Origin of the sequence: Virgibacillus sp. 6R (assembly GCF_001895305.1) — a bacterium.
Classification (GTDB): Bacteria; Bacillota; Bacilli; order Bacillales; family Amphibacillaceae; genus Virgibacillus; species Virgibacillus pantothenticus.
Window position 1 is genome coordinate 2,708,322 of record NZ_CP017762.1, and the last position, 19,497, is coordinate 2,727,818.

Annotated in this window: 21 protein-coding genes; 20 read left to right on the forward strand and 1 reads right to left on the reverse strand. The window is 37.9% G+C overall.

All coding sequences use genetic code 11. The annotated features are described in order from the left end of the window. Positions 1-373: 373 nt before the first annotated feature. The 6 genes from BKP57_RS12325 to rocF all read left to right on the forward strand — a co-directional run bounded on the left by BKP57_RS12325 (position 374) and on the right by rocF (position 7,303). The gene (locus BKP57_RS12325) at positions 374-1,663 is read left to right on the forward strand and encodes a hydroxymethylglutaryl-CoA reductase, degradative (protein WP_050349702.1); all 1,290 of its coding nucleotides are present in this window, start codon (positions 374-376) and stop codon (positions 1,661-1,663) included. After that, entirely contained in the window at positions 1,660-2,628 is a 969-nt protein-coding gene (gene mvk, locus BKP57_RS12330) for a mevalonate kinase (protein ID WP_050349703.1), read from the forward strand. Before BKP57_RS12325 ends, mvk begins: the two co-directional genes overlap by 4 nt. 24 nt (positions 2,629-2,652) lie before the next feature. After that, a complete protein-coding gene (mvaD, locus tag BKP57_RS12335; protein ID WP_050349704.1) occupies positions 2,653-3,627 on the forward strand; it encodes a diphosphomevalonate decarboxylase in 975 nt (324 codons plus the stop codon). A 12-nt stretch (positions 3,628-3,639) separates the two neighbouring features. Next, positions 3,640-4,752 carry a phosphomevalonate kinase gene (locus BKP57_RS12340; protein WP_156875324.1) on the forward strand — a complete coding sequence of 371 codons (1,113 nt, stop codon included), beginning with the start codon at positions 3,640-3,642 and terminating at the stop codon, positions 4,750-4,752. A 781-nt stretch (positions 4,753-5,533) separates the two neighbouring features. Continuing rightward, positions 5,534-6,301, forward strand: coding sequence for a 5'/3'-nucleotidase SurE (gene surE / locus BKP57_RS12345; RefSeq protein ID WP_050349705.1), 768 nt, complete (start codon positions 5,534-5,536; stop codon positions 6,299-6,301). A 99-nt stretch (positions 6,302-6,400) separates the two neighbouring features. After that, on the forward strand, positions 6,401-7,303 hold the full coding sequence (rocF, locus tag BKP57_RS12350) for an arginase (protein ID WP_072741595.1): 903 nt from the start codon (positions 6,401-6,403) through the stop codon (positions 7,301-7,303). A gap of 392 nt (positions 7,304-7,695) precedes the next feature. Here the strand turns inward: rocF and BKP57_RS12355 are convergent, their stop codons facing one another. Continuing rightward, positions 7,696-7,857 (reverse strand): aspartyl-phosphate phosphatase Spo0E family protein, encoded by a 162-nt coding sequence (locus BKP57_RS12355; protein WP_082240828.1) that lies wholly within the window; start codon positions 7,855-7,857, stop codon positions 7,696-7,698. Between the two features lie 148 nt (positions 7,858-8,005). Here BKP57_RS12355 and sigW point away from each other — a divergent pair, with 148 nt between their 5' ends. The 14 genes from sigW to BKP57_RS12415 all read left to right on the forward strand — a co-directional run bounded on the left by sigW (position 8,006) and on the right by BKP57_RS12415 (position 19,482). Next, on the forward strand, positions 8,006-8,569 hold the full coding sequence (sigW, locus tag BKP57_RS12360; protein WP_050349707.1) for an RNA polymerase sigma factor SigW: 564 nt from the start codon (positions 8,006-8,008) through the stop codon (positions 8,567-8,569). Between the two features lie 15 nt (positions 8,570-8,584). Next, entirely contained in the window at positions 8,585-9,217 is a 633-nt protein-coding gene (rsiW, locus tag BKP57_RS12365; protein ID WP_072741596.1) for an anti-sigma-W factor RsiW, read from the forward strand. A gap of 651 nt (positions 9,218-9,868) precedes the next feature. Continuing rightward, positions 9,869-10,690, forward strand: coding sequence for a diadenylate cyclase CdaA (cdaA, locus tag BKP57_RS12370; protein ID WP_050349709.1), 822 nt, complete (start codon positions 9,869-9,871; stop codon positions 10,688-10,690). Continuing rightward, positions 10,683-11,984 carry a CdaR family protein gene (locus tag BKP57_RS12375; protein ID WP_050349710.1) on the forward strand — a complete coding sequence of 434 codons (1,302 nt, stop codon included), beginning with the start codon at positions 10,683-10,685 and terminating at the stop codon, positions 11,982-11,984. Before cdaA ends, BKP57_RS12375 begins: the two co-directional genes overlap by 8 nt. A gap of 50 nt (positions 11,985-12,034) precedes the next feature. Further along, positions 12,035-13,381, forward strand: coding sequence for a phosphoglucosamine mutase (glmM, locus tag BKP57_RS12380; protein WP_050349711.1), 1,347 nt, complete (start codon positions 12,035-12,037; stop codon positions 13,379-13,381). Positions 13,382-13,412: 31 nt separating this feature from the next. Then, positions 13,413-13,577, forward strand: coding sequence for a hypothetical protein (locus BKP57_RS22120; RefSeq protein ID WP_156875325.1), 165 nt, complete (start codon positions 13,413-13,415; stop codon positions 13,575-13,577). A gap of 43 nt (positions 13,578-13,620) precedes the next feature. After that, complete coding sequence (locus BKP57_RS12385) at positions 13,621-14,244, forward strand: YqeB family protein (protein ID WP_083547253.1); 624 nt, start codon at positions 13,621-13,623, stop codon at positions 14,242-14,244. Beyond that, positions 14,237-14,311: a CysS/YqeB C-terminal domain-containing protein gene (locus BKP57_RS23440; RefSeq protein ID WP_443089117.1), complete on the forward strand. Its 75-nt coding sequence runs from the start codon at positions 14,237-14,239 to the stop codon at positions 14,309-14,311. The genes BKP57_RS12385 and BKP57_RS23440 overlap by 8 nt, the downstream gene beginning before the upstream one ends. A gap of 361 nt (positions 14,312-14,672) precedes the next feature. Then, on the forward strand, positions 14,673-16,472 hold the full coding sequence (locus tag BKP57_RS12390) for a S9 family peptidase (protein WP_050349713.1): 1,800 nt from the start codon (positions 14,673-14,675) through the stop codon (positions 16,470-16,472). 425 nt (positions 16,473-16,897) lie between these two features. After that, on the forward strand, positions 16,898-17,656 hold the full coding sequence (locus tag BKP57_RS12395) for a DeoR/GlpR family DNA-binding transcription regulator (RefSeq protein ID WP_072741597.1): 759 nt from the start codon (positions 16,898-16,900) through the stop codon (positions 17,654-17,656). A gap of 25 nt (positions 17,657-17,681) precedes the next feature. Then, positions 17,682-18,110: a galactose-6-phosphate isomerase subunit LacA gene (gene lacA, locus BKP57_RS12400; RefSeq protein WP_072741598.1), complete on the forward strand. Its 429-nt coding sequence runs from the start codon at positions 17,682-17,684 to the stop codon at positions 18,108-18,110. Between the two features lie 12 nt (positions 18,111-18,122). Continuing rightward, positions 18,123-18,638, forward strand: a complete 516-nt coding sequence (gene lacB / locus BKP57_RS12405; protein WP_072741599.1) for a galactose-6-phosphate isomerase subunit LacB — start codon at positions 18,123-18,125, stop codon at positions 18,636-18,638. 54 nt (positions 18,639-18,692) lie between these two features. Then, positions 18,693-19,178 carry a PTS sugar transporter subunit IIA gene (locus BKP57_RS12410; protein WP_072741600.1) on the forward strand — a complete coding sequence of 162 codons (486 nt, stop codon included), beginning with the start codon at positions 18,693-18,695 and terminating at the stop codon, positions 19,176-19,178. A gap of 1 nt (position 19,179) precedes the next feature. Then, the gene (locus tag BKP57_RS12415; RefSeq protein WP_072741601.1) at positions 19,180-19,482 is read left to right on the forward strand and encodes a PTS fructose transporter subunit IIB; all 303 of its coding nucleotides are present in this window, start codon (positions 19,180-19,182) and stop codon (positions 19,480-19,482) included. The last annotated feature ends 15 nt before the right edge of the window (positions 19,483-19,497 follow it).

Below are 19,497 nucleotides of genomic sequence, written 5' to 3' on the forward strand. Positions count from 1 at the left end.
CATTGAAAATCATAATGTTTTTCATTTAATGAAGAAGATATAAGGAAATTGTCATTGTTTATATATAGAAGAAGATGTCAATATTTATGAAGCATGATTGGTGAAGAATTGTAAAGGTTATAAAATATTGAGTCAACGCCGATAATCCGTGCGTTAGCCGCTAACTTGTAAATGAAAGAGGATGCTCAAAAGTCGAGAAAAAAGACACATTGAAATTTTTCGTAGGTTGTTAAATCGGCTTTATTATTTAAATGCATGCACTTTGCCGCTTGAAACTACGTAGCTCAAACTTCTCGGTTCTTTTTTCTCCATTCTTATCCACATTAATGAAGGAAACATGTATTAATATATATTATATAAAGGATGATCGGCGATGCAGACTTCCAGAATTCCTGGTTTTTATAAGCAAACAGTAAAAAAGCGAAGAGAATTGCTAAAGGATGTGGAGGCGTTTACGGAAGAAACTTTTGATATTATTTCTTCTAAAGAGCCTCTACCGCTTGATACAGCTGATAAAATGATAGAAAATGTAATTGGAACTTTTCCTCTTCCCTTAGGAGCAGGATTGAACTTTCTCATAAATGGGAAAGAATATGTAGTACCAATGGTCATTGAAGAGCCTTCTGTGGTAGCTTCTGCTAGTCATATCGCTAAAATTGTGCGTCAAGCAGGAGGATTTACTACAGAAGCAACTGAAAGAGTCATGATTGGACAAATTCAAGTAGTTGGTTGTGCTGACTTTCAAGAAGCAAAAGCTACTTTGCTTGAGGCACAAGCTGCATTAATTGAACAAGCCAATGCCTCCTATCCAAGCATTGTCAAACGTGGCGGAGGGGCGAAGGAAATAGATGTTCGAATTTTAAATGAAGCTGCTGGTTCGAGCTATCAGCAAATGCTAATTCTTCATTTATACATTAATACATGTGATGCTATGGGTGCGAATATTATTAATACGATGGTCGAATCTCTCGCTCCAACGGTAGAGGAGCTGACCGGTGGAAAAGTTTATTTGCGTATATTGTCGAATTTAGCTGATCGATGTCTAGCTCGTGCGACTTGTACGATTCCTTCACATTTACTGGAAACAGGGGATTTCTCTGGTGAAGAGGTAAGAGATGGCGTTATCCACGCATATGAATTTGCTGCTTCTGATGCGTATCGTGCAGTTACGCATAATAAAGGGATTATGAATGGAATTGATCCGATTGTAATTGCAACGGGAAATGATTGGCGTGCAGTTGAAGCTGGTGCTCATGCCTATGCAGCCCGAGATGGGCAATACACATCAATGACGACTTGGTCTGTTGATGCAGAAGGGAACCTCGTTGGCGAATTGGAGTTACCGATGTCGGTAGGGATCGTTGGAGGTTCCATTAATGTTCATCCAATGGCGAAAGCCGCGCTCAGCTTATTAAATGTAGCATCTGCCCAAGAATTGGCACAGGTGATTGTTGCTGTCGGTCTCGCGCAAAATTTAGGTGCATTAAAAGCATTAGCTACCGATGGTATACAAAAAGGTCATATGGCCTTACATTCTCGTTCTGTTGCTATAGCAGCAGGAGCTACTGGGGAGTTGATTGATATCGTGTCAAAAAAATTAGTAGAAATAAACGAAATCCGTGTAGGAAAAGCTAAAGAATTGGTGGAAGAGTATACAAAATGAGTGCAGAAAAAGTAACAACAACAGAAAAAACAGCTATCGGAGTAGCTTATAGTAAACTAATTTTAATTGGAGAGCACGCGGTTGTACACGGACAGCCTGCTATTGCTATTCCATTTCCATTGGTGGGCGTAGAGACAGTCATTGAACATCTGCCGGGACCAGTTAAGATCGACACAACTTTCTATCACGGCTCCATTGCCGAGGCGCCAAAATCATTAGAAGGCATTGTGAAATGCGTTGAAGAAACATTGGACTATTTAAATATACCATGTCAGGATATGCTTATACGTATTACATCGTCAATCCCACCTGGTAAGGGATTAGGTTCCAGTGCCTCTGTAGCTATATCTGTCGTCCGTTCGCTATTTGCATATTTTGATGAAACTTATACAGATGAAGAGTTACTGCGATTAGCTAATATAGCAGAGACGTTTGCACATGGAGCTCCATCAGGGATTGATACGTTGACTATTACATCGCAATCTCCTGTATGGTATGAGAAGGAGCATCCAATAAATTTTATTAAACTAAGTGAAGATTTTCATTTCGTTGTAGCAGATTCTGGTCGCGTTGGAGATACACGTTTGGCAGTTGAATCGGTTGCGAATTTATTAAAAAAAGCTCCAAAGCGAATTCAACGTAAACTGGAACGAATTGGTAAACTAACTCATGATGCGAAACAGGCCCTAGAGAAAAAAGGAAAGCATATTTTGGGGCATATGTTAAATGAAGCGCAGAAGGAATTAGAAGCCTTAGGTGTCAGTGACACCGGATTGAATCGATTGATTGACTTTGCTAGACAAGAGGGCGCACTTGGCGCTAAATTGACAGGCGGGGGGAACGGTGGCTGTATTATTGCCCTTGCCCAAAATGAGGTTCATTCCAGACAACTAGCGGAAAAGTTAAGAAAATTTGGCGCACATGCAGTATGGCCGTTTGTATTAAAAGAGAGTAAGGATCAATAAGCTATAAGTAGAAGGGGAATGACAATGAGAGCAACTGCTAAGGCGCATACAAATATTGCCCTTATTAAATATTGGGGGAAGCGAAATGAAGCGATTATTTTACCTACTAATAATAGCTTGTCGCTGACATTAGATGGTTATTATACAACGACGACGGTGGAATTTGATAATTCCCTTTCAAAAGATCAATTCATGTTAGACGAGCAAACGGTATTTGGAGAGCAGTACGATCGTGTAACCTCTTTTCTTGACATTATTCGACAAATGGCAGGTAAACAAGTGTATGCGCAAGTAACATCCATCAATGAAGTGCCGACTGCCGCTGGCTTTGCCTCATCTGCCTCTGGTTTTGCGGCATTAGCAGCAGCTGGTTCCAAAGCAATTGGGTTACATTTATCAGATCAAGAGCTTTCTAGATTAACCCGACGAGGTTCTGGTTCAGCTTGCCGTTCGATTTATGGTGGGTTTGCTGAGTGGGAAATGGGGATGCGTGAGGATGGAACAGATTCTTACGCTGTTCCGATTGCTCCAGCAGATTATTGGGATATTCGCGTGGCGGCCGTTGTACTATCTGCAACGAAAAAAAGTGTGTCGAGCCGTGAGGGGATGCGTCGGACTGTAGAAACATCAGCCTTTTTTCAAGGTTGGCTGGATAGTGTTGCACATGATTTGGCGGAGATCAAACAAGGAATCGATGTGCGTGATTTTCAAAAGGTTGGAGAAATCGCAGAAGCAAATTGTTTGAAGATGCATGCGACTACTTTAGGAGCGCAACCTCCGTTTACATATTGGCATGACACAACTTTAGTCGTTATGCAAAAAATTTGGGAAATGCGCTCACGAAGTATACCCGTTTATTTTACAATTGACGCTGGCCCTAATGTAAAGGTATTGTATTTACCTGAGCATGAAACGCATGTCCAACAGACATTACGAAATATACCTGGAGTAACAGATGTTCGTTTGAGTAAACCTGGTCGAGGAATAACGTATATATAGGGGCTGAATCTATTGTCACAATCAACCATGAATATTAAAGTGCCCGGAAAATTAATGGTCGCGGGAGAGTTTGCTGTACTACAGCCGTATCAACATTTAGTTGTTATGGCTGTAGATCGTTTTGTTTATGCAAACATTAAAGATAGTACAAATAATAGCTTGCATTTATTGGATTTCAAACTAGAAAATATCGGCTGGGAATATAAAGCGGATAAAGTGGAACTCTTTTCTACTGATCCAAGAACTGCATTTGTCCAAGCGGCGATGACAACTGCACTGCAGTACTTAAGAGAACAGCAGTATGCAGTAACACCTTTTCAATTAGCCATTAAAAGCGAGCTTGATGATGAATCTGGTGTAAAGTATGGTTTAGGATCGAGTGCAGCTGTATCGACATCCGTTATTGCTGCCATTTTAAATAAGTTTATGCCCGAGACACCAGAAGCAAAGCTAATTTATCAGTTGGCTTCTATCGCCCATGTAGTGACACAAGGAAATGGATCTGGAGCAGACGTGGCGGCGTCATCTTTTGGTGGCTTTCTTAATTATTCTTCTTTTCAAGCGGAATGGCTCCGTGAAGCATACAAAAAGTCACATTCATTAACCGAACTCACCCGCAAGGATTGGGTTTATGCTTCTTTGGATCCTATAACATTACCGAATTCTGTTCATGTTTGTATCGGTTGGACAGGAAAACCAGCATCTACTAAAAAACTTGTCGATCAAATCCTGCAACTAAAAATAACCAGTCCTGAGAAGTTTGCGAGTTTTATTTCCCATAGTGAACAAGCAGTTAAGAAAGTGTTGCAAGGAATGAAGCAAAACAATCTGGAATTATTGCTACAAGGTATTAAAGACAATCGACACGCACTAGCAACTGTTGGCGAGGATGCAAATGTTGCTATTGAAACGCCATTATTAACGACGCTATGTGATTTGGCGGAGGAATTTGGTGGTGCGGGAAAACCATCAGGAGCTGGCGGGGGAGATTGTGGTATCGCTTTTATGCGCTCCAAAGAAGCAGCAGAAGCATTAATGGAAGCTTGGGAAAAAGCTGGAATAAAACCACTTGCATTACAACCTCATCCGCATGGAGCAATGGTTAGTGAAGCCAAAGATATGTAATGGATTCATTTAACATATGAGTACTTTATCCCGCATATAAGGTGCTATAAGACTCCCACTTCAAGAACTGGAGAATCCATACTAAAACAAGTTTAAGTGGGAGATAACAGCGCCTAAATGTCCAATTCGTTTAGAGGCATTTAGGTCATACCATTACGGTACTAACAATCAGTGTGGTATGAATGAAAACTCTCTGTTAATTGAAGATTCGCTTTATTCTATTAATTATATGAATGTAATTGGTAAAGCACATGGATATTCTCGTGAAACATCCATGTGCTTTTTTTAAGATTTATATTTAGGTTTGTTATTTTTATGAAACCTTTTCTTAACCTTTGCAGTTATTCACGTCGTAGTTAATACATTTTTAATTTTTCCCGCTTGCATTTCAAAAAAAGAACGGTTATTAAGCTTTTGTAAAAGATTTACATTAAGTTAACAGAAAAAATAACATGTTAAATAGATAATCTAAAAAAACTTGTCAATAAACCTATTTATAACAATTTACATTATTTGGATAAAAAATGAAATATTAACGTTTCTTTACAAAAACGTAGCTATTATTTAATTTTGTATTTAATTTTCCTTCATAATTGTTAACTATACTTATAGTAGGCGTTTAAGAAAAGAGGAGATGCGATGGTGGGGAAGACAGAACTACATATTGAGAACTACATATTGATTCCAATCATTTTAAATGGTGCTTTGCCCTTGAAGAAATCGTTGGGAAGGCAAATAAGCAATAGTTTTTCATCATAGGACTCGAAAGGAAGTTAGAGGCTTGAACATATTAATTACTAATGAGGACGGTATTTTTTCACCGGGGATGAAGGCGCTGGCGGAGTTACTTTCCCATTTTGGCAATGTGACGGTCATTTGTCCTGAAACAGAAAAGAGTGCTTATAGTTACAAAATAACATCACGTCAACCATTAAAACTAAAGAAAGTAGATTTTTCTTTTCCTGCAGAAACATATGCAGTCAATGGTTCTCCAGCAGATTGTGTGAAGCTAGGGGTAGACGTTCTGGAAGGGAAAAAGCCGGATATTGTATTTTCTGGTATTAATATTGGTCCGAATGTAGGTAGGGATTTATATTCTTCTGGAATCATCGCTGCTGCACAAGAAGCAATGGTGTACCAAATTCCGTTTATTTCTGTATCGTTGGAGACGTTCGATACCAGGAAAATAAAATTCGACATTGTTAAACAATTATTCTATCAAGTTGTTGATGTTATTATTCAAAATAAGATCCCTAAAAATTTGATGCTTAATGTGAATCTACCCTATACATCGAAAGAGCTATGTAAAGGAGTACGCGCTGTTCCAATGGATCTATCCGTATCGCGGTATAACTTTACTGGGTTAAACGATCCCCACGGTCATATTTATTACTGGTTAAAGGATAATTACCAGGAGTGGGAGGTTAACGAAGGAACCGATTACGATTTATTAAGAAGGGGATTTATCACGATTTCTCCAATCGAATTAGTACATACGAAGAAACGAAGAATTGATCAACTCACGCGCTGGTTCCAATATCATAAATAAAAGATAAGTAGTAGTAACCTGCATATATATACAATTTCATGTTGAGTTGAGTCACTTCTGCCTTTTTGTCTACAATAACAATAAAGGGGGGGACTTTTCATGAAATCAAATATATCAATTATTGGGGTTCCAATGGATTTAGGGCAGAGTAGACGTGGTGTTGACATGGGGCCAAGCGCTATGCGTTATGCGGGCGCTGTGGAGAGGTTGGAGGCGTTAGGATACAAGCTACATGACCATGGTGATATATCCATTACGCGCCCAGATAAGTATGAAACAGGACAAGCTTACAAACTAAAGAACTTGCTTCAAGTTGTTGAGGCTAACGAGATACTGGCAACGATGGTTGATCAAGCAGTAGAAAAGGGGAATTTTCCGTTAGTTTTTGGTGGGGACCATAGTATTGCCATCGGAAGCTTGGCGGGGATTGCCAAGCATTATGACCAACTCGGAGTCATTTGGTATGATGCGCATGGGGATTTAAATACCGAAGAGACATCCCCTTCTGGTAACATCCACGGAATGCCGCTTGCGGTTAGCTTAGGATTAGGTCATGAGAAGTTAACTTCTATTGCCGGATATACGCCTAAGGTGAAATCGGAAAATATCGTAATTATTGGGGCGCGCTCCCTTGACCCGGGAGAGAAGGAGTTAATAAGACGTAAAGGAATTCAAGTATTTACCATGCATGAAGTGGACCGTTTAGGCATGGCAATCGTCATAGAGAGAGCGATTTCTTATTTAAAGCCTCGTACAGATGGGGTGCATTTAAGTGTAGATTTAGATGGGCTTGATCCTTCAGAGGCACCAGGTGTAGGCACGCCAGTTATAGGTGGCATGACTTATCGGGAAAGTCATTTAGCCATGGAGATGCTAGCTGAAACGGGGATGATTACGTCAGCTGAGTTTGTCGAAGTAAACCCTATACTTGATGAAAAAAATAAAACAGCTACACTTGCAGTAGGTTTAATGGGATCATTATTTGGAGAAAAATTAAAGTGAAATTTGTAAAAATATGTTAAAATAGTAAAGTGATACCACATTAAATTCAGGTAGGCATTTTTCTCCATTCTTGCTGATAGAAGCAGCACAAAGCCTAAGGCATCCTTGAAAAAGAGAAAACATTTTTTCGTGCGATGCAGAATTGATGTAGCTTTCCTTGCCTTTGTACTTTTTCTTCGTGTCACGCTTTCTGTGATCAACAACCCCGCCTGAAGGAATCGAGCTTGAGGGCCCGTTATCACTCGCTATGACTTCTTTGTATCTAGGTCAACTTTTGAAGTGGGAGTTTTACGGCATCTTACATGGGGATAAATGGAAAAAGACATGATTTTTCATGTCTTTTTTACCCTATATTTTTTCTGTTTTTATAATGACGTGCTTGTATGCATGCGTTATTTTTTAAGGTTGTTGTTGGTTAAATATTCTAAGATTAGTGCATCTAATTCAACACTTGAGTTAATTACTGCTTCAGAGGTCAATGCATGCGAGTTGCTAAGAGAGATCATTTCCTCTCTGCCATTTTCAATTCTTTCTAATAATATAGAATTACTCACAAATCTACCCTCCTATCTAGTATAATATAGTAGGATAGTAGCCAAAAATTTGCAATCATAAACATTTACATTTTTTTAATATTTTTTGAAACCTATTGATCGGCTAATTCGTAACAATATTACCGCATAGTTAAGCGGAGGTACCAATATGGATGAAATGATAAGAGACAGAATTAAACAAGTGAAAAAAGGAGATCAGTCCGCTTTTGAAGATGTGGTCTCATTCTTTCAAAATAAGATCTACCAGCACTGCTTTCGCATGCTTGGTAATGCACACGAGGCGGAAGATATAGCGCAGGAGGCTTTTATTCGTGCATATGTCAATATCCATTCTTTTGATGAGCAAAGGAAATTTTCGACGTGGTTATATCGAATTGCTACGAATTTAACGATTGATCGTATTCGTAAGCGAAAACCGGATCATTATCTTGATGCTGAGGTAAAAGGGACGGAAGGGTTGAATATGTACTCGCAGATAGCCGATAATGGAAGGCTGCCAGAAGAAGAAGTCGAGGGAATTGAACTGCAACGCTATATTCAGTACGAAATTTCACAGCTTCCTCCAAAATATCGCAGTATCATTATGCTGCGGTATATTGAAGAATTCTCCCTCCAGGAAATTAGTGAAATCCTGGATATTCCACTAGGGACCGTAAAAACCCGTATTCACCGTGGAAGGGAAGCCTTAAGGAAAAAGCTTCGTCACGTGTAAAGGAGTGTGACTCACTTGAATTGTAATAAAGAAGCAGTAGAATTGATGCATTATTATTTAGATGGAGATATTACAAAAGAACAGGAGCAAGCGCTAAGTTGCCATTTGGAAAATTGTGAAGCGTGTCAAAAACATTTTCATGAGTTGAAACGAACAATAACACTTATACAAAGCACCGAACAAATAAAAGCTCCTGCTAATTTTACAGCAAATGTTATGGAGAATCTTCCTACCGAACGGAAGCGATATAAATATAGAAGATGGTTTAAAGCCCATCCAATTTTAACTGCCGCAGCGATATTTTTTATTTTTATGTTTAGCGGTATGTTTTCGTTGTGGAATCAAGACAATCAATTGAGTGTATCAAAGCAGGAAAACCTGATTATTAAAGGAGATACAGTCATTGTCCCTGCAGACGAAACTGTCAAAGGGGATTTAGTCGTTAAAAATGGTGATCTGATTATTAACGGTACGATAGACGGGAATGTCACTATTATTAATGGAGAACTCATTGAAGAACCTATTGAGGGTGAAGGTTTGATGGCCTCCGTTGGGGAAATAAATGGAGAAATAAAGCATGTGGACCAAATGTTTGAATGGATATGGTACTCCCTAAAGGAACTATTCCAGAGTATTTTTTCATTTTAAAATAAGATCTATCTAACCTGAAGGCGGTAATTCCGAATTCAGGTTTTTATCTTATATAATAAGGGAGGTGTAGTTTTTACAACCATGGTATTTGTGGAATTTGGTATTGTGTCAAGGAAAACTTTAGCAGAATCAATTTAAGGTCAGCGATCGTACATAATTAGCATACGTAATATAGATTTTAATGTAATATTTGTATCGTTTATCCCGTATGAAGGTGTGTAAGACTTCCACTTCAAAGAACTGGAGAAATTCATACTACAACAAGTCTAAGTGGGAGATAACAGCGCCTAAATGCCCGATTCGTTTAGAGGCCTTTAGGTCATACCATGCTAACAATCAGTGGGGGATGAAGGAAAACCTCCGCTGATTAAAGATTCACTTTATGGATAAGTGATCATTTTCTAATTCCTGTTGTTAAGGTGTTTTCTATACTCTTATCCACCCTAGAACTGCTATGTGAAAATCGTACATCAAATAGGTGATTTTATGTTACAATAGGAATGTTATAATGACTTTTTAAAAAATGGAGAAGTTCGAACTGGCTTCCAGCAAATGAGCCTTGAAAAAGCGTCAGCTGGAAAATAAACAATTGTACTTGCCTTTTCGAACACCTTGATATAAGAAATTACTGTAGAGGATGTGTACATCATGCTTGATGGGGGATTTGACCTAATACAGCTCCTTAGGATAGGCGTAGATATTACTCTCGTCTGGTATGTTTTATATAAATTAATCATGCTGATAAGAGGCACAAAGGCTATTCAACTTCTAAAAGGAATTGCAGTCGTGCTAGCTGTATGGTTGTTAAGTATTGTTTTAGATTTACAAACGGTGCGATGGATTACAAGCCAGGTGATGAACTGGGGTCTTATCGTTATTATTATATTATTCCAGCCAGAGTTGCGTAGAGCCTTGGAGCAATTAGGACGAGGTAATATTTTTGGCCGTAGTGCACGATCGGAAGAGGAAATCATGGAAAATAATATTGATGCGATTATTCAATCCTGTAATTATATGGCTAAACGTCGGATTGGAGCCCTCATCACAATAGAAAGGGAAACCGGGATAGGTGATTATGCTGAAACGGGTATTCCAATTAATGGTCAACTAACACATCAACTTTTAACAAATATATTTACACCTAATACACCGCTACATGACGGTGCAGTGATTTTGAAAGGTGACCAGATTATTGCTGCAGCCTGTTACTTACCTCTGTCAGAGAGTCCCTTTATATCCAAGGAATTAGGAACAAGGCACCGCGCAGCAATGGGAATTAGTGAAGTGACGGACGCCCTAACCATTGTCGTATCAGAAGAAACTGGTGATATATCTTGTACGAAAAACGGTGAACTACATAGAGAGCTTAGCCAGGAAGGCTTAAGAGATCTATTACACAAGAACCTATCATTAAGTTTAAAAGCCCCTGAAAAAAAGTCAAAAAAATGGAGGGGAAACAAAAATGGATAATTGGTTTCGAAGTAAATGGTTTGTCCGTGTCGTTTCCTTAGCTTTTGCCGTTTTCTTCTATATTTTTGTCGCTGTGGATCAAAATAGTTTACCAAATAATGATGATTCCACCTTTCCATCTGGAGAAGAGACGAAAAATGTAGAAACATTGGATGAAGTACCAGTTAGAATAGATATTAATAATGAGAAATATGTGGTTAGTGGCGTTCCAGAGTATGTTTCTGTGAAGTTAGAAGGCTCAGCAGCTATTTTGCAACCGACCATTCGCAATCGAAATTTTGATGTGTGGGTCGACTTAAAAGGGTTAGGAGCCGGCGAGCATACAGTAGAAATACAACATAATATTTCTAATAAGCTAGATGCCTATATAGAGCCGAAGCGTGTTGACGTTGTAATTGAAGAAAAGGCAACAAAAGAATTTCAAGTAAACGTTGACTTTTTAAATACAGATAAAATGGTAGAAGGATATGAGCTTGGGGACTATGAAGTAAGCCCCCAAACGGTAACCATAACTAGCGCTAAGAGTGTCATTGACCGAATAGGTATTGTGAAAGCTTATGTCGATGTGAGCGGGTTAGATAAATCCATTGATAATCGAGAAGTTCCTGTGAATGTCTACGATAACCAAGGGAATGAATTAAAAGTGAATGTGGAGCCAAAAAATGTAGTCGTTTCTGTAAATATTAATAATTCGAGTAAAAAAGTACCAGTCAGCGTTGAAACAACGGGTGAACCGCCAGAAGGGTATGCATTAGCTGGAATTTCTGCTAATGTAGAGGAAGTGGAAGTGTTTGCGAAAAATAGCATTCTTCGGGATTTGGATCAGGTTTCTACAGAAGCAATTGACTTGAGTAAGTTAAAAGAGTCAAGCACTGTGGAAACAAGCCTAGCGTTACCAGACGGTGTAACGGTTTTAAATGGAGAAAGTATTAAAGTTAAAGTTGAGATAGAACAGACAAAAGCGAGTGACACAAAGGCTAACGGTACAAAGGAAAGTGATACAAAAACGAATGAAACAAAAACGATTACAGGAATTCCAATTGAAATAGAAGGGTTAGAGGATGGGTTGGAAGCGGTCATTACAGATCCATCTAGTCCAGAAGTAGATTTAACAGCTTCGGGTGAACAGGGAGCTGTAGCCAAATTAAAAAAGAATGACTTTAGAGCTTTTATCGATGCAGGAGGTTTAGAGCCAGGTACGCATAAAGTATCAGTGAGAGTAGAATCGCCGGATGGTTTATCTGTAGAACCTGAATTTGAACAAGCTTCCATAGAAATTAGCGAAAAAACATAAGTAGCTCTTATCTAAGAAATGGCGGAATTGATAAAAAGGAGAGAAACTACATGGGAAAATATTTTGGAACAGATGGTGTACGAGGAGTTGCAAATAAGGATCTTACACCAGAGTTAGCTTTTAAGCTAGGACGAGCTGGAGGTTATGTGTTAACGAAAGAGACACCACGTGCCAAAATCGTTATTGGACGTGATACCCGTGTATCTGGTCACATGCTGGAAGGTGCACTTGTAGCTGGTTTGCTATCCATTGGAGCAGAAGTTATGCGCTTAGGTGTTATTTCCACCCCCGGAGTTGCCTATTTAACAAAAGCAACCAGTTCACAGGCTGGAGTTATGATTTCTGCATCACATAATCCTGTGGAAGATAACGGGATTAAATTTTTCGGTCCAGATGGGTTTAAACTAACAGATGCGCAAGAGGATGAAATTGAATCTATCATGGATGGTGAGGATGAACTTCCTAGACCAACTGGAGCAGATGTGGGGATTGTCAATGATTACTTTGAAGGTGGTCAAAAATATCTTTCTTATCTAAAAGATACAGTTGATAATGAATTTGATGGTTTGAAGATTGCGTTTGATTGTGCACATGGTGCTACTTCAAGCCTAGCGACCCACTTATTTGCTGATTTAGAAGCTGACATCTATTCCATCGGTTCTTCACCTGACGGGTTAAATATTAATGCTGGAGTAGGGTCTACCCATCCGGAAAAGCTTCAGGAATTTGTGCTAGAAAAAGGGGCAGATGTTGGTTTGGCTTTTGATGGCGATGGAGACCGATTGATTGCCGTAGATGAACGAGGAAAATTGGTTGATGGTGATCAAATCATGTTTATTTGTGCAAAGTTTATGAATGAAAGAGGCGTGCTTCGACATAATACGGTTGTCTCTACAGTAATGAGTAATATTGGATTTTATAAAGCTTTAGAAGCAAACGGCATGCGTAGCGACAAGACAAAAGTCGGTGACCGTTATGTAATGGAAGAAATGCGTCAAGGTGGTTATAATCTGGGGGGAGAACAGTCAGGACATATTATCTTTTTAGATTATAATACGACCGGAGACGGAATGCTGTCAGCTTTACAATTAGTCAACGTCATGAAAGAAACAGGCAAGCCATTATCGGAGCTGGCTGATGAAATGAAAATTTATCCTCAAGTGTTAAAGAATGTAAGAGTTACGGATAAAGATAAGGCTTTGCATCATCCGCAAATTAAACAAGAAATTGATAAGGTAGAGCAAGAGCTCGGTACACAGGGACGCGTATTAGTTCGTCCTTCAGGAACGGAACCTTTAGTTCGTGTTATGGTTGAGTCGCCAACGAAGGAAGAATGTGACAAATATGTCAATCAAATCGTTGATGTTATCGAAGAGTTATTAGGAGCAGCTGAATAGCGATAATGAAATAGTTATAGTTGTTTTCATCATGATTGGGAACAAACCAAAACAAATGATCCCGTATCCTGTAAAAGTGATACAGGATCTTTTGCGTTATAAACTCTTCGTTGAGCGGACTTCCTTTAAGTTGGAAATAGAGGCGATCTGTTTCAAAGGTTTATCAGGTGGAATAAAAGCTGATAATTTAGGTTAATTCGTTGCTACATGAAATGAGCAAATTAACGGAGGAAACATAAATGAATCACAATAAAGAAACCGTGCTTGGATTAAAAAAATTAGATAAGGTATTTATAATCGTACTACCATTAATCATAGGAGGTGTTCTTGGGTGGTACATTCCAGCTATAGCTGACTGGTTGCTTACACTACCGTTCATACCTATGGAAGGGCTTTTAGAAAAAATCGTTTCCTTTGATCGGTTCTTGGTATCGGTTATTGCTTCGGTAATTGGCATTATTTTAGGTATTGCATTTAGCTGGTACGTATTTTATGAAACTTTAAAGATACAAATTTCAGAACAAGAAGTGCAATTATATATACGTAACACCCAACAAATCATTAAAAAAGGTGATATTACAGCGGTTTTTATGGAACAAAAGCAACTTGTAATTCAAGATTTGGATGGAAATGAAAGCTTCAGAGAGGTTTCAGACATCGAAGTAGAACGAGTAGAAGAAGCATTCAGAGAGCATGGATATCCATGGTGTGACGAAGATCCATATTTACATGAATTCCGGAAATGGGAATTGGGCAATTCTGTATTCCCTTCAGAAATTAACAGCATTCTTTATGAGCGTTTAAAAGCAATACGAGAGGACGAAGAAAAGCAAGCAAAACCTATTGAAACAAGACTTGAATAAGCTTGGTGTCGTTGTAAAAGACCGAAAAACGGAGCAATATGTTCGTATGGTTAAACCGAATAACTAAGAATCGTAAAACTATGCTAACTTCTGGTTGAAATTCGAATCGTTTTCGTTTCGCAAATGGATTCATAATACTTCATCAAGCGAAGCTCTTTTATTCCGCAGATAAGGTGCTGTAAGACCCCCACTATAAGTATTGCACATACTCAACATAGTCTAGGGAGATAGCAGCGTGTAAATGCCCTATTTCGTAAGAGGCCTTTAGGTCATACCATTACGGTATTACAAGTGGTGAGGAATGAATGAAAGCCCTTCCGTTGTGAAGATTCACTTTATTTAGTAGTTAGCAAATGCTTCTGTTCAAGGTAATGAGAATGGGTTACAATAATAGTGAATAGTAAGAAAAATGAGAATGGAGGAAAACAATGATATCTTTTCCGCAGCCGACCGTAGAACAATTTTTCCGCACCTACGCCATTACTAATTTTACTGTAACTCCTGATGAAAAGCGGGTTATATTCAGCTCCAATTTAAATGGCAAGATGAACGTATGGGCAATGGATTTGCCAAAGACTTTTCCTTATCTATTTGCCCATCACGATGAATCATGTAGCTTTCTGAAGTGTGATCCTGAAAATCGTTATGTACTAGCAGGGTTTGATAAAGACGGGGATGAAAACCATCAAATATATGCCATTCCACCTGAAGGAGGTCTACCACAGGCGCTTGTGACCGGAGATCCACAGGAAAAATACTTCTTCGCACATCTAAGTGAAGATGGAGAACGTCTTTATTATATAACTTCGGAAGGAAATTCTTCGTTTTTAAATACTCGTATTCGTCATTTACAAGACGAAAAAGATACATTGCTACATGTAGGAGAAGCTGGCCCAACGGTATTAGAGGCAGTTTCTGAACAGGAGAAAGCTTTTGTATTTACACAAATGTATGCCAATACATATATTACAGGCTTCGTAAAAATTGGAGAAGAACAAATTCCTTTAACCCCTGATAATAAAAAAATACATGTCGTCTTTGACCCGGTTTTTGTAGATGAAACGACCATATATTTTCTCACTGATTATGAAGATGAATATACGTATTTGGCAAAGTTTGATATAGATAGCTTAACATTTTGTAAAGTTTTAGCTGTAGAACAAGAAAGTATCAACTTTTTAAAATGGAATAAGCAGCAGCAATGCTTTTATTTCGTAACGGAAAAAGGAGTGATGGATCGGCTATATCGATATAATCTTGCAGAAAAAGAGCTAATTACTATAAAGGCTCCACTTGACACAGTCGATCATTTGGTAGTGCCGAAATCAGGTAATCTTTATGTATTAGGAAGAACGGCAACATCACCGGCTAATATTTATCAGTATACGTACAACGATGAAAGCTGGACTATGTTAACAAATAATCGTGTCCTCGGTGTAGCTAGTGAAGAGATGGTTGTACCCGAGGTAGTGACATACTCCTCCTATGATGGAATGGAAATAGAAGCCTTATTATTTAAAGCCCATGCCCATTATGATAACGGCTATACTATTTTCTGGCCACATGGTGGACCACAGGCAGCAGAACGAAAAGAATTTCGGTCTATGTTTCAAGCTTTGCTAAATCGAGGATATTCAATATTTGCTCCTAATTTCCGAGGAAGTACCGGCTACGGCGCTTCTTTTGTAAAGATGGTCGAACAAGATTGGGGAGAAGGCCCACGGTTGGATTGTCTTGAAGGAATTCACTGGCTATTTAATAACGGAATAACCTCTAAAGACAAACTATTCTTAGTCGGTGGAAGCTATGGCGGATATATGGCATTATTGCTACATGGACGTCACGCTGACTATTTCAAGGCAGTTGTTGACATTTTTGGACCTTCAGATCTATTTACGTTCGTAAAATCTGTTCCTGCTCATTGGAAGCCGATCATGGAGCGCTGGCTTGGCGACCCGGAACGGGATGAAGAACGATTTATGAAGGATTCCCCAATCACGTATTTAGATGGAATGACCAAACCAATGCTTGTCATTCAAGGAGCTAAAGATCCGCGTGTCGTAAAAGCAGAATCTGACCAAATCGTCGCCAAGCTGAGGGAAAAAGGACGCGAAGTCGAATATCTTGTACTTGAAGATGAAGGTCACGGTTTTTCAAAAAAAGAAAATGAAATCAAAGTCTATCAACGTATGCTTGACTTTTTAGACAGGCATCAGGATAACAAGTAAAAAAAACAGCAGATGTAAATCATCTGCTGTTTTTTTTGCACTATAGGAAAGTAAAAGATTTTTTTGGTTTATAGTATAAGAAAAACAAAAGGCTTTCGCCATAAGACTTGGCGACAAGCCAAGTTTTTCTAATGTTTATAAACAATGTCTCGGTTATGGATAAAAGACAAGTAATAATAACGAAGATAATTATGGATACAGCTATTTATGAATAAAAAATACAAAGAAATTTTAGTTAATAAGTAGTACGTAGTATTAAAACGGCTAGCCAAATGCATAGCCGTTTTATTATCTAAAGACGTCTAAATACGAAATAAATATGAACTATGTTTGAACGAACACAAAAATAGGTTGAATAAAACGATTACATTTAATATAATAACATTAAATAACAAAATGAAACAATAGTGAACAGGAGGCGGAGTATGTTAAAAGACAATCGACAAAAACAAATAATGCGTTTAATTGATGAAAAAGGATTTTTAAAAGTAGCTGAGGCCTCCAACTTATTAAGTGTAGCCGAAATGACTATTCGCCGTGATTTAATGGAACTGGAGGAATTAGGTTTAATAGAAAGGGTGCATGGGGGAGCAAAAAGGAAAGAACGTGAAAGGACACAGTATATTGAATTATCCCACGTGCAAAAGCGAGCGCTTAATATAAATGAAAAAAAGCATATAGCTAAAAAAGCCGCCGAATTAATAGAAGAAAACGATGTCCTATTCATCGGTGCAGGGACAACAACAGAATATATTTATGATTATATAAATGTGGATTCAGCAAAAATAATTACCAATTCTATTTCTGTTTTTAATCGTTTTAAAGGTGACTCAAGGTATGACCTTATCTTAATAGGTGGTAGGCTACGTGAACGAACAGGAACTTTTATTGGATATTTTACACGAAAGTGGATGCAAGATATAAAAGTTCAAAAGGCATTTATCGGAACAAATGGAATAAAAGATGAACATATAACGACAGCCGAAGAGGAGGAGGGCGTTGTTCAACAAATCATTTTAAAAAACTCGGATAGAAATTATATTTTAGCCGACAGCACTAAATTTGGCGTCGAAGCTTTTCAAGTGTTGTGTCATATTGATATTATCGATGGGATCATCACAGATAACAAACTGGCTCCTCAGTTTGAAAAATATTATCAAAATAAATGTAACATTATTAAATAACATCAAGAACTAGGAGGTTTTACAGTTGAAGATAGTAATAGGAAGTGATTTAAAAGGATTTAAACTAAAGGAGCTAATTGAAATGCATCTTGTTCAATTAGGATATGAGGTAGAAGATTTAACTCCGCTAAAAGTTAATAATTATTATGATGCTACATTAAAAGTGGCTGAACACATTCAAGCAAATAAACAAGACAAGGGAATTATGATTGATGAATATGGTGTTGGCCCATTTATGATTGCTAACAAATTAAAAGGGATTATATGTGCAAACTTATTTGATGAGCATTCTGCGCTAATGACGAGAGCCCATAATAATACAAATATGATAACGATCGGTTCAGGGATTGTTGGAGACAGGCTTGCAGAAAAAATAGTGGAGACATTTGCAGCCGCAAATTATGAGGGAGGAAGACATCAAATCCGCGTAGATATGTTAAATAAAATGTGTTAGGGAGTGAAGAAAATGAGAGTTTCAATTGGATGTGACCATATCGTCACTGAAGTAAAAAATCATCTTGTGAAATACCTGGAAAGTAAAGGTCATGAAGTTATTGATAATGGGACATTTGATAAAAAACGTACGCATTATCCTATTTATGGTAAAAATACAGCTGAAAAAGTAACAAACGGTGAAGCAGACTTAGGAGTTGTCATTTGCGGAACAGGTGTGGGAATTTCGATAAGTGCGAATAAAGTGAAAGGGGCTCGCGCAGCATTGGTTGGAGATATTGAAACTGCACGATATGCAAAGGAAAATTTAAATGCCAACATCATTGCAATGGGTGGACGAATTGTCGGAGTTGGATTAATTGAAAATATTATGGATGTATTTCTAGAGACTGAGTATAACAAGACACCTGAAAAAGAGGAAATCATTAAAAAAATAGATATTCTTGGTGGCAATGAAGAGCAATCAAATAATGAACATTTCTTTGATGAATTTATTGAAAAATGGGATCGAGGAGAGTATCACGATTAAATAGACACAAAATCAAAGCAAGTTCCCGTATTTTTACAGAAGGAGGTGAGGAGGATGGAGGGAGTTTGTTCTCTTTACAAAAAGGATTTGATTTTTAAAAGTGATGCTCAAACACAAGATGAAGTATTTGACGAGATAGGTACAATATTATTACAAAAAGGATTGGTCAACGGTCGATTTATCGCAGCACTTAAAAAAAGAGAAAAAGAATATCCGACTGGGTTAGATCTTTCGCCTGTTGCAAAAGGACTATCGAATGTTGCCATACCTCATACAGAAGCAGAGTATTGTAAAACAAAAGCAATTGCTGTTGTGAAATTAAATGATGGAATAACTTTTCGAAATATGATTGTTCCGGATTTAGATTTAAAAGTGAAGTATTTATTTTTCATCATTAATAATGAAAAAACAAACCAAACGAATGTACTTTCCGATTTGATGTCATTTATCACAAACGAAAATAATATGCGTTACCTTGAGAAACTAGATAAAACTGAATCTATTTATAACTTTTTAACAAATAACAAAGGAGATGTTTAAAATGATTAAAATCTTAGCAGCATGTGGAGCAGGGATTAACTCAAGTCACCAAATAAAAACCGCAATTGAGGAAGAAATGAAAAAAAGAGGTTATGATGTCAAGGTAGATGCTGTTGTAGTAAAGGATATTAATAAAGATATGATGGATCAGTATGATATTTTCACGCCAATTTCCAAAACAAAATTTACTTTTGACATAAACATACCTTTAATTGAAGCGGGCCCTATCCTATATCGTATACCATCTATGGCCGATCCTGTTTTTGATGAATTAGAAAGCGTTATCAAATATCTAAAAAAATAAACTTTAATATAGGAA